Genomic DNA, 19,542 nt, shown 5'->3' with positions numbered 1-19,542 from the left:
GCTGTCGCGGTCCGCCGCCGTACTGTGGAGGCATGGCTGATCAGGTGCTGGTGACCTTGGACGGCGTGGTGCACGACCCGGAGGTTCCGCTCCTGCACGCCGACGACCTGGCCGCGGTGCGCGGCGACGGCGTCTTCGAGACGGTACTGGTTCGGGACGGTGTCGCCCGCACGGTCGAGCTGCACCTGGCGCGGCTCGCCAATTCGGCGGCGGCACTGGACCTGGCGCGGCCCGACCTCGATGCCTGGCGATCGGCGATCGCGGTGGCCGTCGCCGAGTGGGACGCCGAGCGTGAGGGTGCGATGCGGTTGGTGCTCAGCCGCGGCCGTGAGTCCGGCGGCGAGCCGACCGCGTACCTGACCATCGGACCGCTCGCGGATCGGGTGGAGTCCGCACGCCGTGACGGGATTTCGGTGTGCACGCTGGAGCGGGGATTCTCGGCGGATGTCGCCGCGGTGGCGCCGTGGCTGCTGCTCGGTGCGAAGACGCTGTCCTACGCGACGAACATGGCGGCCCTGCGGCACGCCCACTCCACCGGTTTCGACGACGTGATCTTCACCAGCAGTGAGGGTCTGGTGCTCGAGGGTCCGCGTTCCACGGTCCTGATTTCCCGGGGGCGCACGCTGATCACCCCGCCGGTCGAGCACGGCATTCTGCCGGGCACCACGCAGCAGGCGCTCTTCGAAGTGGCGGGGTCGCGCCGGTTCCGGTGCGAGACGGCGGCGCTGCGGCCGGTCGATCTGATTGCCGCGGACGGTATCTGGTTGCTGTCGAGCGTGACGCTCGCGGCGCGGGTGCACACGCTCGACGGGCTCACGCTCCCGGAGCCGGAGATCGCCGAGGAGCTGGCCGGGCTGGTCGATCTCGCTGTGGACACGGTCGGCGTCGAGGAGGACGCGGCGTGACGTCGTTGTGAGTCGCGGCACGGTTGCTACCGGAGAGTAGGCGAACGGGAGATTGTTTACTACTGTCCGTCGTAGACGAAGGGCTGCGGTCTGGTGCCGCGGGGGTTACCTTCTGAACCGGGACTTCTGGCGTCAGCCCACGTCCGAAATCCCGGCAAGCGAAGTCCCACGGGCCCTGTACCGGGAGTAGCCATGGACGCACTGGATGTCTCGCGATGGCAGTTCGGCATCACGACGGTCTACCACTTCATTCTCGTTCCGCTGACCATCGGTCTCGCACCGCTGATCGCGATCATGCAGACGATGTGGGTGGTCACGAAGAAGGACCACTGGTACCGGCTGACGAAATTCTTCGGGAAGCTCTTCCTGATCAACTTCGCCCTCGGCGTCGCGACCGGCATCGTGCAGGAATTCCAGTTCGGCATGAACTGGAGCGAGTACTCCCGCTTCGTCGGTGACGTCTTCGGCGCCCCGCTCGCGCTCGAGGGCCTGGTGGCGTTCTTCCTGGAGTCCACCTTCCTCGGCCTCTGGATCTTCGGCTGGGGCCGCCTGCCGAAACTCGTTCACCTGGCCACCATCTGGCTGGTCGCGATCGGCGTGAACGCCTCCGCGTACTTCATCATCTCGGCCAACTCCTTCATGCAGCACCCGGTCGGGGCGATCTACAACGAGGAGACCGGCCGCGCCGAGCTGACCAGCATCTGGACGTTGCTCACCAACAACACTGCACTGGCAGCGTTCCCGCACGTCGTCGCCGGCGCGCTACTGACCGCGGCCACCTTCGTCGCCGGTATCGCGGGCTGGTGGATGGTCCGGAACATGCGCCGCGCCAAGACGGCCGCCCCGGCCGAAGCCGAGCGGATGGAGTCCGAGGCGCGCACCATGTTCCGGCCCGCCGCCCGGCTCGGCATGCTGGTCATGATCATCTCCGGCATCGGGCTGTTCATCACCGGCGACATCCAGGCCAAACTGATGTTCGAGCAGCAGCCGATGAAGATGGCATCCGCGGAATCGTTGTGCCATACCGAGACCGACCCGAAGTTCTCGATCCTCACCGTGGGCACCCACAACAACTGTGACGGCGTCACCCGTGTCCTCGAGGTGCCCTACGTCCTGCCGTTCCTCGCGGAGGGACAGTTCACCGGCGTCACCCTGCAGGGCGTCGAGGACCTGCAGGTGCAGTACGAGGAGCAGTTCGGTCCCGGCAACTACCGGCCCAACCTGTTCGTCACCTACTGGTCGTTCCGCGCGATGATCGGTCTCGCCGCCGGTTCCGCCGCCCTGGCGCTGGCCGGACTGTGGGTCACCCGCGGAGGCCGTGTCCCGGACCAGAAGTGGTACTCGTGGCTGAGCCTGATCGCGATCCCGACACCGTTCCTCGCGAACAGTGCAGGCTGGATCTTCACCGAGATGGGCCGTCAGCCGTGGGTGGTGCACCCGAACCCCACCGGCGTCGACATGATCCGGCTGACCGTCGACCAGGGCGTCTCCAACCACGCACCGGCCACGGTGTGGACCTCGCTGATCGTGTTCACGCTCCTCTACGCGGCGCTCGGCGTGGTGTGGTTCTGGCTGATCCGCCGCTACACGATCGAGGGGCCGCTGCCGCACGACGCGCACCCACCGGGCGAAGGCCCCGAGCCGGATGACACCGGCAAGCCCGAGCAACTGTCGTTCGCGTACTAGGAGAGCCGACATGGGACTTCAGGAACTCTGGTTCATCCTCATCGCGGTGCTGTTCGTCGGCTACTTCGTGCTGGAGGGTTTCGACTTCGGCGTCGGCATGCTGATGCCGGTCCTCGGCCGCAGCAAGAACGGGTCCGCCGACAACGACACCCGACGCCGTGTCGTGCTCAACACGATCGGCCCCGTCTGGGACGGCAACGAGGTGTGGCTGCTCACCGCCGGCGGCGCCCTGTTCGCCGCGTTCCCCGAGTGGTACGCGACGTTGTTCTCCGGCTTCTACCTGCCGCTGCTGCTGATCCTCGTGGCACTGATCGTGCGCGTCTGCGCGATCGAGTACCGCGGCAAGATCGACGATGCGACGTGGCGGTCGAGGTGGGACTGGGGCATCATCCTCGGCTCCTGGGTGCCGGCGATCCTGTGGGGCGTCGCGTTCGCGAACATCGTCCGCGGCGTCGCGATCGACGAGAACCGTCAGGTGGTCTCCGGGTTCTTCGACCTGCTCAACCCGTACGCACTGCTCGGCGGCGTCACCACCGCACTGGTCTTCGCGCTGCACGGCGCGGTGTTCATCGCACTCAAGACCGCGGACGAGGTCCGCGAGGACGCGGTGAAACTGGCGGCCCGGCTGTCGATCCCGGCGGTCGTCGTCGCCGGCGTGTTCGTGCTCTGGACCCAGCTGGCCTACGGCAAGGGCTGGACCTGGATCCTGGTCGGCATCGCGGCAGCCGCCCTGCTCGGGGTCGTGGGCCTGACCGCGGTCGCCCGCGAGGGCTGGGCGTTCGCCCTGACCTGCATCGCGGTGATCGCCACGGTGGCACTGCTGTTCGCCAGCCTGTACCCGAACGTGATGCCGTCGACGATCTCCGACGCGTACAGCCTCACCATCCACAACGCCTCGTCGAGCCCCTACACGCTCAAGGTGATGACCTGGGCGGCCGCGATCGTCACCCCGGTGGTGCTGATCTACCAGGGCTGGACGTACTGGGTGTTCCGGCAGCGGATCTCGACCAAGCACATCCCGCCGTCCATCGGGCTGCCGATCAGAAACCGCTAGATGACGATCGACACACCGGCCGCGCCTGCACCGATTACCCCGTCTGGACCGGACACTCGCAGGCGCGGTCCGGTCGATCCACGGCTGTGGCGTTACTCGCGGTCCGCGCGCGGGTATCTGCTTCTGACGGTGGCACTTGCGCTGGTGATCGCCGCGGCGGTGATCGTCTCGGCGGTCATGATCGGCACCGTGCTCGCCGGGGTGATCACCGATCCCGGTGCCCGCACCGTCGGTCACTGGTCCGGGGAACTCGCCGTCCTCGCAGGCGCGGTGGTGGTGCGCACCCTGGCCACGTGGGTGCAGGCGCGCTACGCACACCGGTCCGCGTCCCGGGTGATCGGGGAGCTGCGGGGCGAGGTGCTCGCCGCGGCGACCGCACGCCCGCCGCGCGAGCTGGACCCTCTGCGGAACGAGACGGCGACCGTCCTCACCCGAGGCATCGAGGGCCTGCGCGCCTATCTGACCGGCTATCTGCCTGCGTTGCTGCTCGCGGTCACCGTCACCCCGCTGACACTGCTCGTCATCCTGTTCACCGACCTGACCTCGGCGGTGATCGTGGTGATCACCCTGCCGCTGATCCCGGTCTTCATGATCCTGATCGGCCTGCTCACCAAGGGCAAGGCGGCCGCATCGCTGCGGACCATGACCATACTGTCGGCGCAGCTGCTCGACCTGATCGCGGGACTGCCGACGCTGCGGGCCCTGGGACGCGAACGCGGACCGGCGGCTCGGGTACGCGAGCTGGGCGACGAGCACCGGCGCACCGCGATGGCCTCGCTGCGAATCGCGTTCCTGTCCTCGATGGTTCTCGAGCTCCTGGCGACGCTGTCGGTGGCGTTGATCGCCGTCAGCATCGGCCTGCGGCTGGTGTTCGGCGAGATGGGCCTGCGTGCCGGGGTGATCGCACTCGTGCTCGCGCCGGAGGTGTACCTGCCGCTGCGTACCGTCGGTGCGCAGTTCCACGCCGCCGAGGACGGAATGGCCGCCGCGGACAAGGCATTCGGTGTGCTGGACGACCGGGCGGATTCGACGGTGACGGGTGGAACGGCGGTACCGGCAGGCCCGGTCACGCTGCACGGTGTCGGAATGCGCAGCCGGGTCGGCTGGGCCCCGCGCGGTGTGGACCTGTCCGTCGAACCCGGGCGGGTGACCGCACTGACCGGGCCGAACGGAGCCGGGAAGTCGACCGTGCTGCAGGCGATCCTCGGGCTGGCCGACCCCGACGAGGGGCGGGTGCTGGTCGGCGGCACCGATGTTCGCGACCTCGACCTGCGTCGGTGGTGGCGGTCGGTGGCGTGGCTGCCGCAGCATCCCGTGCTGATCCCCGGCACCCTCCGCGAGAACCTGGACCTCACCGGGCCCGTCACCGTGGATCCTCAGGACCTGGAGAAGGCCTGCACCGCAACCGGGTTCGACGAGGTGTTGCGCGATCTCCCCGCCGGCTGGGAGACGGCGGTCGGCGTCGGCGGGACCGGGCTCTCGCTCGGCCAGCGGCAACGCCTCGCGCTGACCCGGGTGCTGCTGACCGACAGCCCGCTCGTCCTGCTGGACGAACCGACCGCACACCTGGACCCGGAGACCGAACAGCGGGTCCTCGCGGCGATCCGCGGCCTGGCCGCGTCCGGGCGGGGCGTGCTGCTCATCGGGCACCGGGCGCCGGTCCTGGCGGCCGCGGACAGCGTGGTCACGGTCGGGGCGTCGAAGTGAGCAGAGGTGTCGAAGTGAGTGGCGTCGAAGTGAGTGGCGCCGGGGTGGGCCGGGATCCGTTGCGGCGTGCGCTGCCCCTGCTTGAGCTGAGCCCGCGGCGGGTGGTGCTGGCGGTCGCGGCCGGTGTCGCGACCCTGGGCAGCGCGCTGGCCCTCGCTGCCCTGTCGGCCTGGTTGATCACCCGCGCCTGGCAGATGCCGCCGGTCCTCGACCTGACGGTGGCCGTTGTCGCCGTTCGGGCCCTGGGAATCTCGCGCGGGTTGTTCCGGTACCTGGAGCGCCTCGCCACCCACGACGCCGCGCTGCGCGGCACCGTGTCCGCCCGGGAGAACCTCTACCGCCGGCTCGCCACCGGTGATCCGGCCGCGCCGGCCGGGTTGCGGCGCGGCGACCTGCTCGCCCGCACCGGCGCCGACGTCGATGCCCTCGGTGACGTGGTGATCCGCGCGCTCGTGCCGATGGCCGTTGCGCTGGTGCTGTCGGTGGCGGCGGTCGTCGGGTTGGCGCTGATCTCGCCCGCGGCGGCAATGGTGCTCGCGATCGCCCTCGTCGTTGCCGGGGTGCTGGCCCCGATGTTGTCGGCGCGGGCCGCCCGGATGGCCGAGACGGCCGGATCCGAGGCGACGGCGCGCTACTCGGAGACGGCGGTGCTCGCCCTCGACCACGCCGCCGAACTCCGAGTCGCGGGCCGCCTCGACGAGGTGGTCCGGCGGGCAGACGGATACGACGACGAGGCCGTGCGGGCCACCGACCGGGCCGCGGCGCCGTCCGCGTTCGCGGCCGCGGCGACGCCGCTCGCGGTCGGCGCGAGCGTGCTCGGTGCGCTCCTCATCGGCATCACCCTGTACGGGCCCGACGGTGGCACCGTGGGAGCGATGACCCCGATGGCCCTCGGCATCCTGGTGCTGCTGCCGTTGTCGGCGTTCGAGGCCACCGCGGCGCTGCCTGCTGCCGCCGTGGCCCTGACCCGCGGCCGAGTGGCGTCCGCCCGGATCATGGACCTGCTGGACCGGTCCGGGGACGAAGCGGCGGCAGGCACAGCCGAGGTCCGGCCCCCGGTGCGGCTGCGGGCCTCCGGGTTGCGCTCCGGCTGGCCCGGTTCGGCGGGGTCGGACCGCCCGGTCGACCTGGATCTGCAGCCGGGATCGCGGACCGTGGTCGTCGGGCCGTCCGGGGCGGGGAAGACCACCCTGCTGATGACCCTGGCCGGGTTGCTGCCGCCGGTTGCAGGCACGGTGACGGTGAACGGCACCCCGATCGCCGACACGGACCCGCAGTTGCTGCGCCGGGAGGTCGGATTCTTCGCCGAGGACGCGCACCTGTTCGACACGTCGCTGCTGGAGAACCTGCGGGTGGCCCGCGGCGACCTCGACGAACAGCGGGCACTGGAGGTGCTCGATGCGGTCGGCCTGGGGGAGTGGGTGGCGACGCTGCCGGACGGTGTCCACACCGCACTGGAGGCGGGAGGTCGGTCCGTCTCGGGTGGTCAGCGCCGCCGGATCCTCCTGGCCCGGGCTCTGATCTCGCCTGCCCGGGTGCTGCTCCTCGACGAGCCGACCGAGCACCTCGACGCCGCCGCCGGGGCGGACGTCCTTCGTCGCCTGCTGGACCGCTCCGGTGGTCTGGTCGACCCGGGCCGCACCGTGGTCGTGGTGACCCACCACCTGCCCGCCGGCACCCGGGAGGACCGGGTCCTCGTGGTCGGGACGGGGCGTGATCGATTCGATACCGAATCAGAGGAGGTCGAAACCAACCGGTGACATGAATTGCGCCGAGAGGTCACGGCGGCCTGGCATAGTGGGCCGTCGCGTTGCTCGGTCACACGTCCATACGACTCTGGGAGTTGTTGATGGGTACGATGATTCGCAAGCTTGTCGCCGGCGCCGGGGTCACCCTCCTCGCGGTCGCCGCCTCGATCACGGGGGCCGCGGCCGTGTCCGCCCTCCCGGTGTACCCGGCCTCCGATCCCGACCCGTTCTTCAGCGCGCCACCGGATGTCGCCGAACACCAGCCCGGCGACGTCCTCAAGATCCGTCAGATGCCACCCAACCTGTACTTTCCGGGCAGTCAGGTGTGGGAATTGCTCTTCCGTACAACGGATTCCGAAGGCAAGCCGATCGCGGCGAACACGACGTTCCTGATGCCGCCGAACCACGTGCCGGACAGTCCGCTGGTGTCGTACCAGCACATCATCAACGCGCTCGGACACAAGTGCAAGATCGCGACCGAGCTGTACACCACCGACCCGCTCACCCAGATCCGCGAGGCGCCGGGCCTGAACATCGCGCTCGCCCGGGGCTGGGCGGTGGCGCTGCCCGACCACCTGGGGCCCCGAATGGCATACGGGGCAGCGAAACTCGGTGGCCAAGTCACCCTCGACGGGATCCGTGCCGTCAAGAAGATCCCCGAACTGCAGGTGACGAACAGTCCCGTCGGGCTCGGCGGCTACTCCGGCGGCGGAATGGCGACATCGTGGGCGGCGGCGCTGGCCCCGACCTACGCCCCGGAGTTGAACATCGTCGGCGCGGCCGAGGGTGGGGCGCCGATGAACATCGCGAAGATGGCGACCGCACTGGGCACGAACCCGCATCCGGCGTTCGGTCTGGCGATGGCCGCGGCACTCGGGCTCGAACGCGAGTACCCGGACCGGATGAACGTCACCGACCAGCTCAACGACAACGGCCGCTGGCTGCTGTCGATGATCAAGAACGGCTGCACCAACGAAATCATGTTCTGGGGAATCGGCCGCGCCGCCAGCCAGATGACCGACAACGTCAACTTCATGGACGACCCGTCCGCGTGGAAGGTGATGGAGGAGAACAGCCTCGAGCTGTACCCGGGCATTCCGACCGTCCCGATCTTCGAGTGGCACAGCCCGACCGACACCCTCGTGCCCGTCGACGCGATCGAGAACACCATGCGCCGATACTGCGGGGCCGGAGTTCCGGTGCAGACGCTGCTGACCCCGAGCCCCGATCACCTGTCCGCCGCGGTGCTCGGCCTGCCTCAGGCGCTGGACTGGCTCGACGCCCGGTTCCGCGGCGACCCGGCCCCCTCGACCTGCTGAGTTCGCCACCCGAATAATCCGTTGCTCATGTTTCGGGACGGGCGTACGTTCGGCGGTACACGAGGAAGGAGGTGGTCTGAAGTTGAAGAACTACAGGACGCGTGAGGTGGCTGTCCGCTAGCCGACGATGCTGAAGGGTTTCACCAACCGCATCCGCGGCCGGCGAATCCCAGCAGTCACCCGGCCCCCGAGTCCCCGACCCAGTCCGGTCGGGATCCCACGACGACAAGCGTCCATCGTGGGACATGGCTCGGGGGTCGTTCTGCGTGTGGTGTCAGCCGATGTAGCGGGACAGGCGCGCGGAGAGGTGGGGCTTGAGGTCGCCGTCGGCGAGGACACGTTCCTCGACGTAGGCGAGGTCGCCGCCTTCGACGATGCCGTACAGCCGCTTCGCGCCGCCGACCACGGCGCCGTGCTTGCTGCGGATCACGACGTCGGTGGCGAGTTCCCAGCTCGACTGGGTCAGCGCGGTGCCGTAGTACAACTCCACGACGCCGGATGCGTGGGTGAGCAGCAGTTCGACGGTTTCCTCGTCGACGCTGCCGGGAATGCCGTCGCCACCGACCCGCCAGTATCCGCTCTCGCGCAGACCCGGCCGGACGTAGTTGCCGTCGGCGTCGAGCACCCACGACTGGGACTCCCAGTGCAGGTAGTTGCCGCCGTCGTGGGACACGACAATCTGCTGACCGAAGGGGTAGTCGCCGGTCTCGGGATCGTGCCCCTCGCCCTCACCGCGCCACACGCCGACCAGCGGCAGCACCGCGAGCAGCTCCGGGTTCAGTTCCGGGCCGAGTCGCAGGTTCGCGGTGTCCTCGGGCAGCGGCAGTCCGGGTAGGACCGGGATGTTCAGTCCGGCGGTGTCCTTGGCGCGTTCGATCGCGTCGGCCACGGCACGATCGCCGCTGCCTCGATTGATCGACGGAGCGGGGGACTCGTCCTGGGGGCCGGCGGTGTCGTCGGCACCGTCGCCGGGCTGGTTCACGACTTGTCGGTGACCAGTCGGTACACGACGTAGAGCGAGAACCAGGCAATGAGAATGGCTGCGAGAACCAGCAGCACCTCGAAGAAGATGACCACGAGGACAGTGTAGACGGAGGCCTCGGCACCGGTGACGGCGGGATGCCGTCGCGCCGGACCGCCCAGCGGACGACGGCGGCCCCGCACCTACGTGAGGTGCGGGGCCGCGATGTGCATGGCGGCTGTGCCACTGGTGGCCGACGCCGGGTGTGCCTACTTGCTGACGGTGATGTCCACGTTGTGGATGCCGTTGGCCTCGGGGCTGATGGTGCTGTCGCCGTTGCCGGTGCTCGACAGGGCCCGCACGGTCCACGTGCCGGGCGCGGCGAAGAACCGGAAGTCGCCGGTGCCGGACGCCACGACCTCGGCGGTGAACTCACCGGTGCCGTCGAGCAGGCGGACGAACGCGCCGCCGACCGGCTGACCGTCCGTGGCCAGCACGCGGCCGGTGATCACGGTCTCCTTCGACGCGTCGACGCCGGCGGGCAGGGTCTGACCCTGAACAGGTGCTCCACACATGATTCTTACGCTCCCAGTTCGATCGGTGCACCGACGAGCGAGCCGTACTCGACCCAGCTGCCGTCGTAGTTCTTGACGTTCTGCTTGCCGAGGATCTCCTGCAGCACGAACCAGGTGTGGCTCGACCGCTCGCCGATGCGGCAGTACGCGATGGTCTCGCGGCTGTCGTCGAAGCCCTTGTCGGCGTACAGCTTGGTGAGGTCCTCGTCGGACTTGAAGGTGCCGTCCTCGTTGGCGGTGGTGCTCCACGGGATGTTGATGGCACCGGGGACGTGGCCGCGCTGCTGCGCCTGCTCTTGCGGCAGGTGCGCCGGGGCGAGGATCTTGCCGGCGAACTCGTCGGGGGAGCGGACGTCGACCAGGTTCTTCGACCCGATCGCGCCGATGACCTCGTCGCGGAAGGCGCGGATCGAGGTGTCGGCCTCCTCGGCCTTGTAGTCGGTGGCCGGGCGGACGACCTCGGCGGCCGACAGCGGGCGGCCGTCGAGCTCCCACTTCTTGCGGCCACCGTCGATGAGCTTGACGTCCTTGTGGCCGTAGATCTTGAAGTACCAGTACGCGTAGGCGGCGAACCAGTTGTTGTTGCCGCCGTACAGGATCACGGTGTCGTCGTTGGCGACACCCTTCGCGGACAGCAGCGCCGAGAACTGCTCCCGGTCGAGGAAGTCGCGACGGACCCCGTCCTGGAGGTCCTTGCGCCAGTCGAGGCGGATGGCGCCCTCGATGTGGCCGATGTCGTACGCCGAGGTGTCTTCGTCGACCTCGATGAACACCGTCTTCGGCGCATCGAGGTTCTGCTCGGCCCAGTCGACAGAGACCAGAACGTCGGAGCGTGCCATGGGTTTCCTTTCGGTACTTGAACTGTGTGGAACGGGTGGGGTGCGGCTAGGCCGCGATCGGGGTCGACCTGCGCAAGCGGGCCACGAGCGGGTAGATCTGGCAGCCGAGGCAGAAGCCGACGGCGGCGTTGAGCAGGGCCGCGAACAGCGCGAACCCGGTGGCGACGGTGCCGAGCAGGGGCAGACCGGTGAGGAAGCCGACGACGCCGACGCTCGCGAAGATGCCGCCGACGAGCTGGGCGAACTTCAGCGGCGCGACCGGCTCGCGTTCGGTGACCGGCCCCAGTCGCGGGGCGACGACCTGTGCGAACAGGCGGCCGTACGGGCTGCGGCGCGGCCCGAGGGCGGCCCCGATCGCGAACACGACGGCCTGCACGGCGAGCAGCAGTCCGGCGGCGATCGGGGAGAAGGTGGACACCAGCAGTACGACGATCAGTACCGCGGTGGTGATCCAGGCCGCGAACCGGGGTCCGCGGACGTCGACCTGCAGGTCGGGGGCGACACCGGCCGAGACGGGTGTCGTGGTGTGGCTGGGCATGACGTGGTGCTCCTGCGTTCATGCGCCGTGGACAGCTGGAATCCAGGGCACGGAGATGTCGGATCGATCACGGGCTCGAGCCGGTCAGGCCGGGGTGAGCCGAGGGAGCGTGAGGATCAACAGCAGGGACAGCAACAACCGCCGAGGCGGCACAGATCTACTGCGCGGCGTCGGGTGAGCAGCAGCTCCTGGGCGGTGTGCACGTCGGCGAGCTTACCGGTTTTCGCTGGGATTTGAACCCTTCGGTTCGCACAGGGGGACCAGCGCGGTCTCGAGGTCTGCCGTGGTCGGCACCCCCGACACCCGGAAGCGCTGTTCACCGTCACGGTCGAAGATGAACGTCGTCGGCAGCGACAGCACGCCGAGTTCGCGTGCCAGGACGGGGTTTTCGTCGATGTCGAGTTCGAGGTCGAGCGGCCGCGGCGTGCCGGGCTCGAGCCGGCCGTCGAGGGCGGTGAGGGTCTGCGCGACCACTCGGCGCACCGCCGCGCAGGGTCCGCACCAGTCGGCGGAGAAGTGCACGACCGTCGGACCTGCACCGGGCACCCCGACCTCGGCGAGCAGCGCCCGCCGGGTGTCGGTGGGCGCCGCGGACGTCCCGGTGGCGCGCACCTTCCCGGACCGCGCGTTCAGGGCGACTGCCGCGACACCCGCCGCGACCAGCACCACCACGAGCACCACGATCCCGGTCACGGCGCCATCATCTCGTCGAGGTTGATCACCACGTTTTCTCCCGACCCTTCGATCGCGACCTGCGACCCCTCCGCGTACACCTTCGTCGGCCGCACCCCGAACGGCAGCTGCCGGACGTCGACCTGCCTGCTGAACAGGCCGAGCACCACCGGTTTCAGCGGCCCGGGCACGGTGAAGTCGGCGTTGCCCTCCGGCCCGAAGTACAGGTCCGTGGCGACGATCGTGACGTTGTCGCCGTCGAGGCGGAGGTCGGCGGTCACGCTGACCGTCGCGCGCACCGGCCCCACGGGCACGGTGCCGGTGAGCACGATGCCGCCGCCGGTGCTCATTCCGGAGCCACCCGTGCCGCCGGTCCCGTCGGAACGGTCGGCGGGGGGAGCCGACACCTGGAGGTCGGGGATGCCGAGGTAGGCGCCGAGGCTGGTGGCCTCGATCTTCACGCGTCCGTCGAGGTGCTCGACGGGGATGGTGCGGACGGAACCGCCGAACAGGTCGGCCGCCTCGACCTGAACGCCGTGCAGGTCCGCCTCGACGGAGACGTCTCCGAGTTCGGCGCTCGGCACGCCCCGGGCCCGGATCTCGACGTGCTGGTAGCGGCCGGCCGCCACCTGCGTCAGGAACGGGAACCCGGTGATCGTGACGTCGGGGTCGGCGGTGAGGCCGGCGCCCTCGCGCAGGCTCCGGGACACCCGGAACTCCGAATACGCGGCGGCTCCGAAGTCGACGACCACGGCCAGGGCCAGCAGGCACGCCACGGCGAGAATCAGTTTGCGCACCCACACATTGTGACGGACCGGGATCCTCCGACCGTGCCCGTGGGGGCTGGCGGCGGCGACGTCAGCACGGGGCACGCTAGTCTGTACTGCGTACTTGGCGTCACTGTCGGCCGTGCTCAGGCACCTGAACGGCAAGAAGGGGAGGCTGCGTGGAGCTGCTCCTGCTGACCTCCGACCCGAATCCGGAGTCGGTCATGCCATCCCTTGCGCTGCTCGCGCACACCGTTCGCCCCGCACCGACCGAGGTCTCCTCGCTGCTCGACGCCGGTTCCGCGGACGTCGCGCTGGTCGACGCCCGAACCGACCTGGCCGCCGCGCGCGGACTGTGCCGCCTGCTCGGCAGCACCGGATCCGCGATCCCGGTGGTCGCGGTGCTCACCGAGGGTGGCCTCGTCGCGGTGAACTCCGACTGGGGACTGGACGACATCCTGCTGCCCGGCACCGGCCCCGCCGAACTGGACGCGCGGCTGCGCCTGCTCGTCGGCCGCAGCGGAGGCATCGCGAGCCCGGAGTCCACCGGCAAGATCACGCTCGGCGAGCTGATGATCGACGAAGGCACCTACACGGCGCGGCTGCGCGGCCGTCCCCTCGACCTGACGTACAAGGAATTCGAGCTGCTCAAGTACCTCGCGCAGCACGCAGGTCGGGTCTTCACCCGCGCGCAGCTGCTGCAGGAGGTGTGGGGCTACGACTTCTTCGGCGGCACCCGGACCGTGGACGTGCACGTGCGACGGCTGCGCGCCAAGCTCGGCCCCGAGTACGAGTCGCTGATCGGCACCGTCCGCAACGTCGGCTACAAGGCGGTGCGGCCCAGCCGCAAGGCCGGAGCGGGGCAGGCGCGTCCCGACGAGGACGAACTCGGCGACGACCCGGACGACACCGCGCTCACCACCACCAACGGTTCGGCCCTCTAGATGACCGACGCGGGGTTGGGCGAGTCCACGCTGCTGAGTGAGGAACAGGAACTCCAGATCCGTGCCCTGCTGACGCGGGCGACCGCGGCCGACGGGACCGAGCCGCTCTCGGAACAGGCGGTGCACCGGCTGTCCGGGCGGTCCGACTCCGAACACCTGCTGTGGACGGTCGACGGCACCGTCGTCGGATATGCCGGCCTGGAGCCCGCGCACGGCGAGCACCCGGCGATGGTCGAGGCCGCCGTCCATCCCGAGCATCGCGGCCGCGGCATCGGCCGCGAACTGGTGTCGGCGGCCCTGCGCCGTGGTGGTCCCGGCACCCGCGTCTGGGCCCACGGAGACCTGCCCGCCGCGCGCGCCGTGGCGGCCCGGCTGGGACTGACCCCGGCGCGGGAGCTGCTGCAGCTGCGCCGCCGTCTCGACGCTCCCGCGCTGCCCGAGGTGCCGGTGCCGGACGGCGTCATCCTGCGCACCTACGCCGGCGCGAGCGACGACCCCGAACTGCTGCGCGTCAACGCGGCCGCGTTCGACTGGCATCCCGAGCAGGGCTCGTGGACGCAGCGGGAGATCGACGAGCGGGTGGCCGAGTCGTGGTTCGACCCGGCGGGCCTGTTCGTGGCCGAGGACACCGCGACCGGTGAGATGCTCGGATTCCACTGGACGAAGGTGCACGCGGAGAAGGACACCGACCCGGCGATCGGCGAGGTGTACGTCGTTGCGATCGCGCCTGCCGCACAGGGTCGAGGACTGGGCCGGCTGCTGACGGTCGCCGGACTGCGCTACATGCGGGACCGCGGGCTCGGCGCGGTGCTGCTGTACACCGAGGCGGACAACGAGTCCGCGCTGCACACCTACGACCGTCTCGCGTTCGAGCGGTATCACGTCGACGTCGCATACGCGGGGGGCGAAGGGTAAGAATGTTCTACTGGCTGCTGAAGTACGTGTTCGTCGGGCCTTTCATTCGCTTTTACAACCGACCGAAAGTCGAAGGGGTGGAGAACATCCCGGTGTCCGGGCCGGCAATTCTGGCGGGCAACCACCTGTCGATCGCGGACTGGTTGTTCACGCCGCTGTCGTCCCCGCGGCGCATCACCTACCTCGCCAAGAGCGAGTACTTCACCACCCCCGGTTTCAAGGGTGCGCTGCAGAAGGCGTTCTACTCCGGCGCCGGTCAGGTGCCGATCGACCGCAGCGGTGCGGACGCCGCGAACGCGGCGCTCACGACGGCGCGCCGGCTCCTCGACGAGGGCAAGCTGGTCGGGCTGTTCCCCGAGGGCACCCGTTCGCCCGACGGCCGGCTGTACAAGGGCAAGACCGGTGCGGCCAGGATCGCGTTGACCACCGGGGTCCCGGTGATCCCGGTCGCGGTGATCGGCACCGACGAGATCTGCCCGCCCGGCCCGTTCCGGTGGCGTCGCCGCCGGGTGCAGATCAAGTTCGGCAAGCCGCTCGACTTCGCGCGATTCGAGGGCATGGCCGGCAATCGGTGGGTCGAGCGGACCGTCACCGACGAGATCATGTACGAGCTGATGAAGATGTCCGGGCAGGAGTACGTGGACGTCTACGCCGCCAGCCTGAAGAACGCGCCCGCCGACGCGGACATCGTCCGCGGCTTCCGGGAACCGGAGTCGAAGGCCGGATAGACCCGGCCGTCCACGACCGACACCCCGCTGGTGGTGGAGATCACGTACGCGTGACCCGGTCGCGCGCACCTGTTCATTTTCCGTTCACCCTCATGGGACCGGCTGTCCATTCCTCGCCCCTACCTTTCACGGCAGGGCGGCGCGGTGCTGCCCGGACTTGAGAGTCTCCCGGAGGGAACAGCGTGAACTTCAAGCGCAATGCTGCCGTGCTCGGTGTGGTGGCGGTCGGTGCCGTGACCCTGGCCGCCTGCGGCAGCGACGACAACTCCTCGTCGTCCGGCACCACCGTCAACAGCGCCGCGTCGAGCGCGACCTGCGAGGGCAAGGAGTCGCTGTCCGCGGCGGGCTCCTCCGCGCAGAAGAACGCGATGGACAACTTCATCGCCACCTACATCGCGGTGTGCAAGGACAAGGGCAAGGACGTCAAGATCGCGTACAACCCGACGGGTTCCGGCGACGGGCGCACCCAGTTCATCGCGAAGCAGATCGACTTCGCCGGTTCGGACTCGGCGATCAAGGGCGAGCAGGCCGCCGCCGCGAATCAGCGGTGCGCCGCCAACGACGCGTGGAACCTGCCGCTGGTGTTCGGCCCGGTCGCGATCGCCTACAACCTCGACGGCGTCGAGGGCTTGACCCTGAACGGCGAGGTGCTGGCGAAGATCTTCACCGGCGCGATCACCAACTGGAACGACCCGGCGATCGCGGCGCTCAACCCCGGCGTCACCCTGCCGGACCAGAAGGTCACCCCGGTGGTGCGTTCGGACTCCTCCGGCACCACCGACAACTTCCAGCAGTACCTGACCGCCGCCTCGAAGGGCGTGTGGACCAAGGGCGCCGGCTCCGACTTCGTCGGCGGCGTGGGTGAGGGCGCGAAGGGGTCGGCGGGCGTCTCGCAGGCCGTCGCCGGCGCACCGGGCTCGATCACCTACGTCGAGAAGTCGTTCGCCGACCAGAACAAGCTGGCCATCGCGAAGATCGACTCCGGCGCCGGTGCCGTCGAGCTGACCGAGGCGACCGCGGGCAAGGCCATCGAGGGCGCGAAGTTCAAGACCGAGGGCGTCGGCGACCTGACGCTCGACCTGAACTCGATCTTCGGCACCTCCGAAGCCGGCGCGTACCCGATCGTGCTCGCGACCTACTCGATCGTCTGCTCCAAGGGCTACGACGCGGACACCTCCGCCGCGGTGAAGTCGTTCCTGACCAGCGCCGCGAACGAGGGCCAGGCCGGACTCTCCGAGCAGGGCTACGTGACGCTGCCGGGCACGGTGCAGGACAAGCTGAACGCCTCGATCGCCGCGATCGGCTGAGTGCGGTCCACCGCGGCACCGCTCTATATTCGGACCTAACAGAATGCGAGCGCAGATGAGCGACGCGCCAACCCAGTCGGCGCCTTCCGCACCCGGCTCCGGTGAACCCGGGGCCGGGACGGGTGGTCCGCTCGGAGCACCGGAGGCACCGATTCGCACCCAGTCCGCCACCCCCGGCAAGGCGGTGGTCCGTCCGGGCGACCGGATCTTCACCACCCTGGCGAAGGGTTCGGCGGTCTTCATCTCGGTGCTGATCGGCGCGATCGGGATCTTCCTGATCTGGCGGGCGGTCCCCGCGCTCTCCCGCAACGAGGTCAACTTCCTCACCAGCCGCTCGTGGGTGACGACGGACATCAACCACCTGGCATTCGGTGTCCTGGACCTGCTCCAGGTCACCGTGCTGGTGTCGCTGTTCGCCCTGGTGCTCGCAATGCCGGTCGCGCTGGGTATCGCGATCTTCCTCACCCAGTACGCACCGCCGCGGCTGGCGCGGCCGCTCGCGTACGTGATCGACCTGCTGGCCGCGGTGCCGTCGATCGTCTACGGCCTGTGGGGTCTGCTGATCTTCGCCCCGGCGATCCGGCCGCTGGCGATGTGGCTGAACGAGCACCTCGCGTGGATCCCGCTGTTCGGCGACGGGTCGGGGTCCATCCAGGGTGGCGGCACGATCTTCACCGCGGGCATCGTGCTCGCGGTGATGATCCTGCCGATGATCACCGCCGTCACCCGGGAGGTGTTCAACCAGACGCCGGTCTCGCACGTCGAGGCGGCCCTGGCCCTCGGCGCCACCAAGTGGGAGGTCGTCAAGACGGCGGTCCTGCCGTTCGGCAAGTCCGGATACATCAGCGGCTCGATGCTCGGCCTCGGCCGGGCGCTCGGCGAGACGATGGCGCTGTACATGATCCTGCGCACCACCTCCGCCGCCGCCACGTGGTCGCTGTTCGACGGTGGGGCGACGATCGCCTCGAAGATCGCCCTCGGGTACGCCGAGTTCAACAACGACATCCAGGCGGGCGCCTACATCGCCGCCGGTCTGGTGCTGTTCGTGCTGACCTTCGTGGTCAACGCCGCGGCCCGCGCCGCGGTCGCCGGGAAGAAGGACTGACATGACGACCACCATGGACCGGCCGGTCAAGGCCCCGACATTCCAGGGCGTCAGCGCGCGCCGCCGCACCAGCGACCTCGTCGCGCGGGTGCTCGTGACCGGGTCGGTGCTGCTCGCCCTGGTGCCGCTGGTGTGGGTGCTGTTCACCGTCATCCAGAAGGGCTTCGCGGCGATCACCAGCCCGACCTGGTTCACGAACTCGCTCAACGGATTGTCCGCGTCGTCACCGGGCGGCGGCATCTATCACGCGCTGATCGGCACCATCCTGCAGGGACTGGTGTGCGCGGTCATCTCCATCCCGCTGGGCCTGTTCGTCGCCATCTACCTCGTCGAGTACGCGGGGCGTTCGAAGCTCGGCAAGGTCACCACCTTCATGGTCGACATCCTGTCCGGTGTGCCGTCGATCGTGGCGGCCCTGTTCATCTTCGCGCTGTGGATCGCGACCTTCGGCTTCCCGAAGTCGGCGTTCGCGGTCTCGCTCGCGCTGGTGCTGCTGATGGTGCCGGTCGTGATCCGCAGCACCGAGGAGATGCTGCGGATCGTGCCGCAGGACCTGCGCGAGGCGTCCTACGCGCTGGGCGTGCCGAAGTGGAAGACGATCATGCGGATCGTCGTCCCGACCGCCCTGCCCGGCATCATCACCGGTGTCATGCTGGCCCTGGCCCGCGTGCTCGGTGAGACGGCGCCGCTGCTGATCCTGGTCGGCTACGCGTCCTTCATCAACTTCGACCTGTTCAACGGCGAGATGGGCTCGCTGCCCGGTGTGATGGTCGCGGAGATGAACAACCCCACCGAGGCCGGCTCCAACCGGATCTGGGGCGCCGCCCTCACCCTGATCCTGCTCATCGCGGTGCTCAACATCGTCGCGAAGCTGATCGGCCACCTGTCGCGGGTCCGCAAGTGACCCCGCAGATTCCAGACATTCGAGTCACCACCACGCAAGGGAGCCACCATGGCCAAGCGTCTTGATCTCAAGGACGTCAACATCTACTACGGCAAGTTCCACGCCGTCGCGGACGTCGGCCTGTCGGTGCACCCGCGCAGCGTGACCGCGTTCATCGGCCCGTCCGGCTGTGGCAAGTCGACGGTGCTGCGGTCCATCAACCGCATGCACGAGGTGACGCCCGGCGCCCGCGTCGAGGGCGCGATCCTGCTCGACGGCGAGGACATCTACGGTTCCCAGGTCGACCCGGTCGGCGTCCGCAAGACCATCGGCATGGTGTTCCAGCGTCCGAACCCGTTCCCGACCATGTCCATTCGCGACAACGTGGTCGCCGGCCTGAAGTTGCAGGGCGTGCGGAACAAGAAGGAGCTCGACGAGGTCGCCGAGAAGTCGCTGCGCGGCGCGAACCTGTGGAACGAGGTCAAGGACCGGCTCGACAAGCCCGGCGGTGGGCTGTCCGGCGGTCAGCAGCAGCGACTGTGCATCGCCCGCGCCATTGCGGTTTCGCCCGACGTGTTGCTGATGGACGAGCCCTGCTCGGCCCTGGACCCGATCTCCACACTGGCGATCGAGGACCTGATCACCGAACTGAAGCAGGACTTCACCATTGTGATCGTCACGCACAACATGCAGCAGGCCGCGCGTGTCAGCGACCAGACCGCCTTCTTCAACCTCGAGGCCACCGGCAAGCCGGGACGGCTCATCGAGATCGACGACACCGAGAAGATCTTCTCCAACCCGTCCCAGAAGGCCACCGAGGACTACATCTCGGGCCGCTTCGGATAGCCGCACACTCGACGGCGCCCCGTCCACACGCTGTGTGGACGGG

19 protein-coding genes are annotated in these 19,542 nt (G+C 69.3%); 13 read left to right on the top strand and 6 right to left on the bottom strand.

The annotated features are described in order from the left end of the window. The first annotated feature begins 32 nt into the window (after nucleotides 1–32). From ACWDU4_RS18375 to ACWDU4_RS18350, 6 genes are all read left to right on the top strand, one after another. Nucleotides 33–905: an aminodeoxychorismate lyase gene (locus ACWDU4_RS18375; protein ID WP_450115350.1), complete on the top strand. Its 873-nt coding sequence runs from the start codon at nucleotides 33–35 to the stop codon at nucleotides 903–905. Between the two features lie 192 nt (nucleotides 906–1,097). Continuing rightward, the gene (locus ACWDU4_RS18370) at nucleotides 1,098–2,591 is read left to right on the top strand and encodes a cytochrome ubiquinol oxidase subunit I (protein ID WP_450115349.1); all 1,494 of its coding nucleotides are present in this window, start codon (nucleotides 1,098–1,100) and stop codon (nucleotides 2,589–2,591) included. Between the two features lie 10 nt (nucleotides 2,592–2,601). Further along, complete coding sequence (gene cydB, locus ACWDU4_RS18365) at nucleotides 2,602–3,645, top strand: cytochrome d ubiquinol oxidase subunit II (RefSeq protein WP_450115348.1); 1,044 nt, start codon at nucleotides 2,602–2,604, stop codon at nucleotides 3,643–3,645. After that, the gene (gene cydD / locus ACWDU4_RS18360; RefSeq protein WP_450115347.1) at nucleotides 3,646–5,352 is read left to right on the top strand and encodes a thiol reductant ABC exporter subunit CydD; all 1,707 of its coding nucleotides are present in this window, start codon (nucleotides 3,646–3,648) and stop codon (nucleotides 5,350–5,352) included. Between the two features lie 44 nt (nucleotides 5,353–5,396). Further along, entirely contained in the window at nucleotides 5,397–7,112 is a 1,716-nt protein-coding gene (gene cydC, locus ACWDU4_RS18355) for a thiol reductant ABC exporter subunit CydC (protein ID WP_450115405.1), read from the top strand. 89 nt (nucleotides 7,113–7,201) lie between these two features. Further along, the gene (locus tag ACWDU4_RS18350) at nucleotides 7,202–8,419 is read left to right on the top strand and encodes a lipase family protein (RefSeq protein WP_450115346.1); all 1,218 of its coding nucleotides are present in this window, start codon (nucleotides 7,202–7,204) and stop codon (nucleotides 8,417–8,419) included. Nucleotides 8,420–8,693: 274 nt separating this feature from the next. On the opposite strand, the gene ACWDU4_RS18345 is transcribed toward ACWDU4_RS18350, so the two are convergent. The 6 genes from ACWDU4_RS18345 to ACWDU4_RS18320 form a co-directional block, all read right to left on the bottom strand. After that, nucleotides 8,694–9,335, bottom strand: a complete 642-nt coding sequence (locus ACWDU4_RS18345; protein WP_450115404.1) for an FABP family protein — start codon at nucleotides 9,333–9,335, stop codon at nucleotides 8,694–8,696. Between the two features lie 314 nt (nucleotides 9,336–9,649). Beyond that, nucleotides 9,650–9,955 (bottom strand): DUF1416 domain-containing protein, encoded by a 306-nt coding sequence (locus ACWDU4_RS18340; RefSeq protein WP_450115345.1) that lies wholly within the window; start codon nucleotides 9,953–9,955, stop codon nucleotides 9,650–9,652. A 5-nt stretch (nucleotides 9,956–9,960) separates the two neighbouring features. After that, a complete protein-coding gene (locus tag ACWDU4_RS18335; protein WP_450115344.1) occupies nucleotides 9,961–10,794 on the bottom strand; it encodes a sulfurtransferase in 834 nt (277 codons plus the stop codon). Between the two features lie 46 nt (nucleotides 10,795–10,840). Beyond that, entirely contained in the window at nucleotides 10,841–11,332 is a 492-nt protein-coding gene (locus ACWDU4_RS18330; RefSeq protein ID WP_450115343.1) for a DUF4395 domain-containing protein, read from the bottom strand. Nucleotides 11,333–11,545: 213 nt separating this feature from the next. Next, complete coding sequence (locus tag ACWDU4_RS18325; RefSeq protein ID WP_450115342.1) at nucleotides 11,546–12,025, bottom strand: thioredoxin family protein; 480 nt, start codon at nucleotides 12,023–12,025, stop codon at nucleotides 11,546–11,548. Further along, nucleotides 12,022–12,801 (bottom strand): LmeA family phospholipid-binding protein, encoded by a 780-nt coding sequence (locus ACWDU4_RS18320; protein ID WP_450115341.1) that lies wholly within the window; start codon nucleotides 12,799–12,801, stop codon nucleotides 12,022–12,024. Before ACWDU4_RS18320 ends, ACWDU4_RS18325 begins: the two co-directional genes overlap by 4 nt. Nucleotides 12,802–12,950: 149 nt before the next feature. Here ACWDU4_RS18320 and ACWDU4_RS18315 point away from each other — a divergent pair, with 149 nt between their 5' ends. The 7 genes from ACWDU4_RS18315 to pstB all read left to right on the top strand — a co-directional run bounded on the left by ACWDU4_RS18315 (nucleotide 12,951) and on the right by pstB (nucleotide 19,499). Then, the gene (locus tag ACWDU4_RS18315) at nucleotides 12,951–13,715 is read left to right on the top strand and encodes a winged helix-turn-helix transcriptional regulator (protein WP_450115340.1); all 765 of its coding nucleotides are present in this window, start codon (nucleotides 12,951–12,953) and stop codon (nucleotides 13,713–13,715) included. Further along, nucleotides 13,716–14,630 carry a mycothiol synthase gene (gene mshD, locus ACWDU4_RS18310; RefSeq protein ID WP_450115339.1) on the top strand — a complete coding sequence of 305 codons (915 nt, stop codon included), beginning with the start codon at nucleotides 13,716–13,718 and terminating at the stop codon, nucleotides 14,628–14,630. It abuts the gene before it with no gap. 2 nt (nucleotides 14,631–14,632) lie between these two features. Then, nucleotides 14,633–15,358 (top strand): lysophospholipid acyltransferase family protein, encoded by a 726-nt coding sequence (locus ACWDU4_RS18305; protein WP_450115338.1) that lies wholly within the window; start codon nucleotides 14,633–14,635, stop codon nucleotides 15,356–15,358. A gap of 182 nt (nucleotides 15,359–15,540) precedes the next feature. Further along, nucleotides 15,541–16,665 (top strand): phosphate ABC transporter substrate-binding protein PstS, encoded by a 1,125-nt coding sequence (pstS, locus tag ACWDU4_RS18300; RefSeq protein ID WP_450115337.1) that lies wholly within the window; start codon nucleotides 15,541–15,543, stop codon nucleotides 16,663–16,665. A 55-nt stretch (nucleotides 16,666–16,720) separates the two neighbouring features. Next, nucleotides 16,721–17,770 (top strand): phosphate ABC transporter permease subunit PstC, encoded by a 1,050-nt coding sequence (pstC, locus tag ACWDU4_RS18295; RefSeq protein WP_450115336.1) that lies wholly within the window; start codon nucleotides 16,721–16,723, stop codon nucleotides 17,768–17,770. 1 nt (nucleotide 17,771) lies between these two features. Continuing rightward, nucleotides 17,772–18,674: a phosphate ABC transporter permease PstA gene (pstA, locus tag ACWDU4_RS18290; protein WP_450115335.1), complete on the top strand. Its 903-nt coding sequence runs from the start codon at nucleotides 17,772–17,774 to the stop codon at nucleotides 18,672–18,674. 48 nt (nucleotides 18,675–18,722) lie between these two features. Next, the gene (gene pstB, locus ACWDU4_RS18285) at nucleotides 18,723–19,499 is read left to right on the top strand and encodes a phosphate ABC transporter ATP-binding protein PstB (protein ID WP_450115334.1); all 777 of its coding nucleotides are present in this window, start codon (nucleotides 18,723–18,725) and stop codon (nucleotides 19,497–19,499) included. Nucleotides 19,500–19,542 lie beyond the last annotated feature (43 nt).

This window comes from Rhodococcus sp. NPDC003348, assembly GCF_053589375.1.
This window is presented reverse-complemented; position numbering and strand designations above follow the sequence as displayed.

What these genes read in the sequence shown, in the direction of transcription:
- ACWDU4_RS18305 (WP_450115338.1), top strand. Translation starts at nt 14,633, where the DNA reads ATGTTCTACTGGCTGCTGAAGTACGTGTTCGTCGGGCCTTTCATTCGC.
- cydB (WP_450115348.1), top strand. Translation starts at nt 2,602, where the DNA reads ATGGGACTTCAGGAACTCTGGTTCATCCTCATCGCGGTGCTGTTCGTC.
- ACWDU4_RS18335 (WP_450115344.1), bottom strand. Translation starts at nt 10,794, where the DNA reads ATGGCACGCTCCGACGTTCTGGTCTCTGTCGACTGGGCCGAGCAGAAC.
- mshD (WP_450115339.1), top strand. Translation starts at nt 13,716, where the DNA reads ATGACCGACGCGGGGTTGGGCGAGTCCACGCTGCTGAGTGAGGAACAG.
- ACWDU4_RS18350 (WP_450115346.1), top strand. Translation starts at nt 7,202, where the DNA reads ATGGGTACGATGATTCGCAAGCTTGTCGCCGGCGCCGGGGTCACCCTC.
- ACWDU4_RS18340 (WP_450115345.1), bottom strand. Translation starts at nt 9,955, where the DNA reads ATGTGTGGAGCACCTGTTCAGGGTCAGACCCTGCCCGCCGGCGTCGAC.
- ACWDU4_RS18330 (WP_450115343.1), bottom strand. Translation starts at nt 11,332, where the DNA reads ATGCCCAGCCACACCACGACACCCGTCTCGGCCGGTGTCGCCCCCGAC.
- cydD (WP_450115347.1), top strand. Translation starts at nt 3,646, where the DNA reads ATGACGATCGACACACCGGCCGCGCCTGCACCGATTACCCCGTCTGGA.
- ACWDU4_RS18370 (WP_450115349.1), top strand. Translation starts at nt 1,098, where the DNA reads ATGGACGCACTGGATGTCTCGCGATGGCAGTTCGGCATCACGACGGTC.
- pstC (WP_450115336.1), top strand. Translation starts at nt 16,721, where the DNA reads ATGAGCGACGCGCCAACCCAGTCGGCGCCTTCCGCACCCGGCTCCGGT.
- ACWDU4_RS18375 (WP_450115350.1), top strand. Translation starts at nt 33, where the DNA reads ATGGCTGATCAGGTGCTGGTGACCTTGGACGGCGTGGTGCACGACCCG.
- pstB (WP_450115334.1), top strand. Translation starts at nt 18,723, where the DNA reads ATGGCCAAGCGTCTTGATCTCAAGGACGTCAACATCTACTACGGCAAG.
- pstA (WP_450115335.1), top strand. Translation starts at nt 17,772, where the DNA reads ATGACGACCACCATGGACCGGCCGGTCAAGGCCCCGACATTCCAGGGC.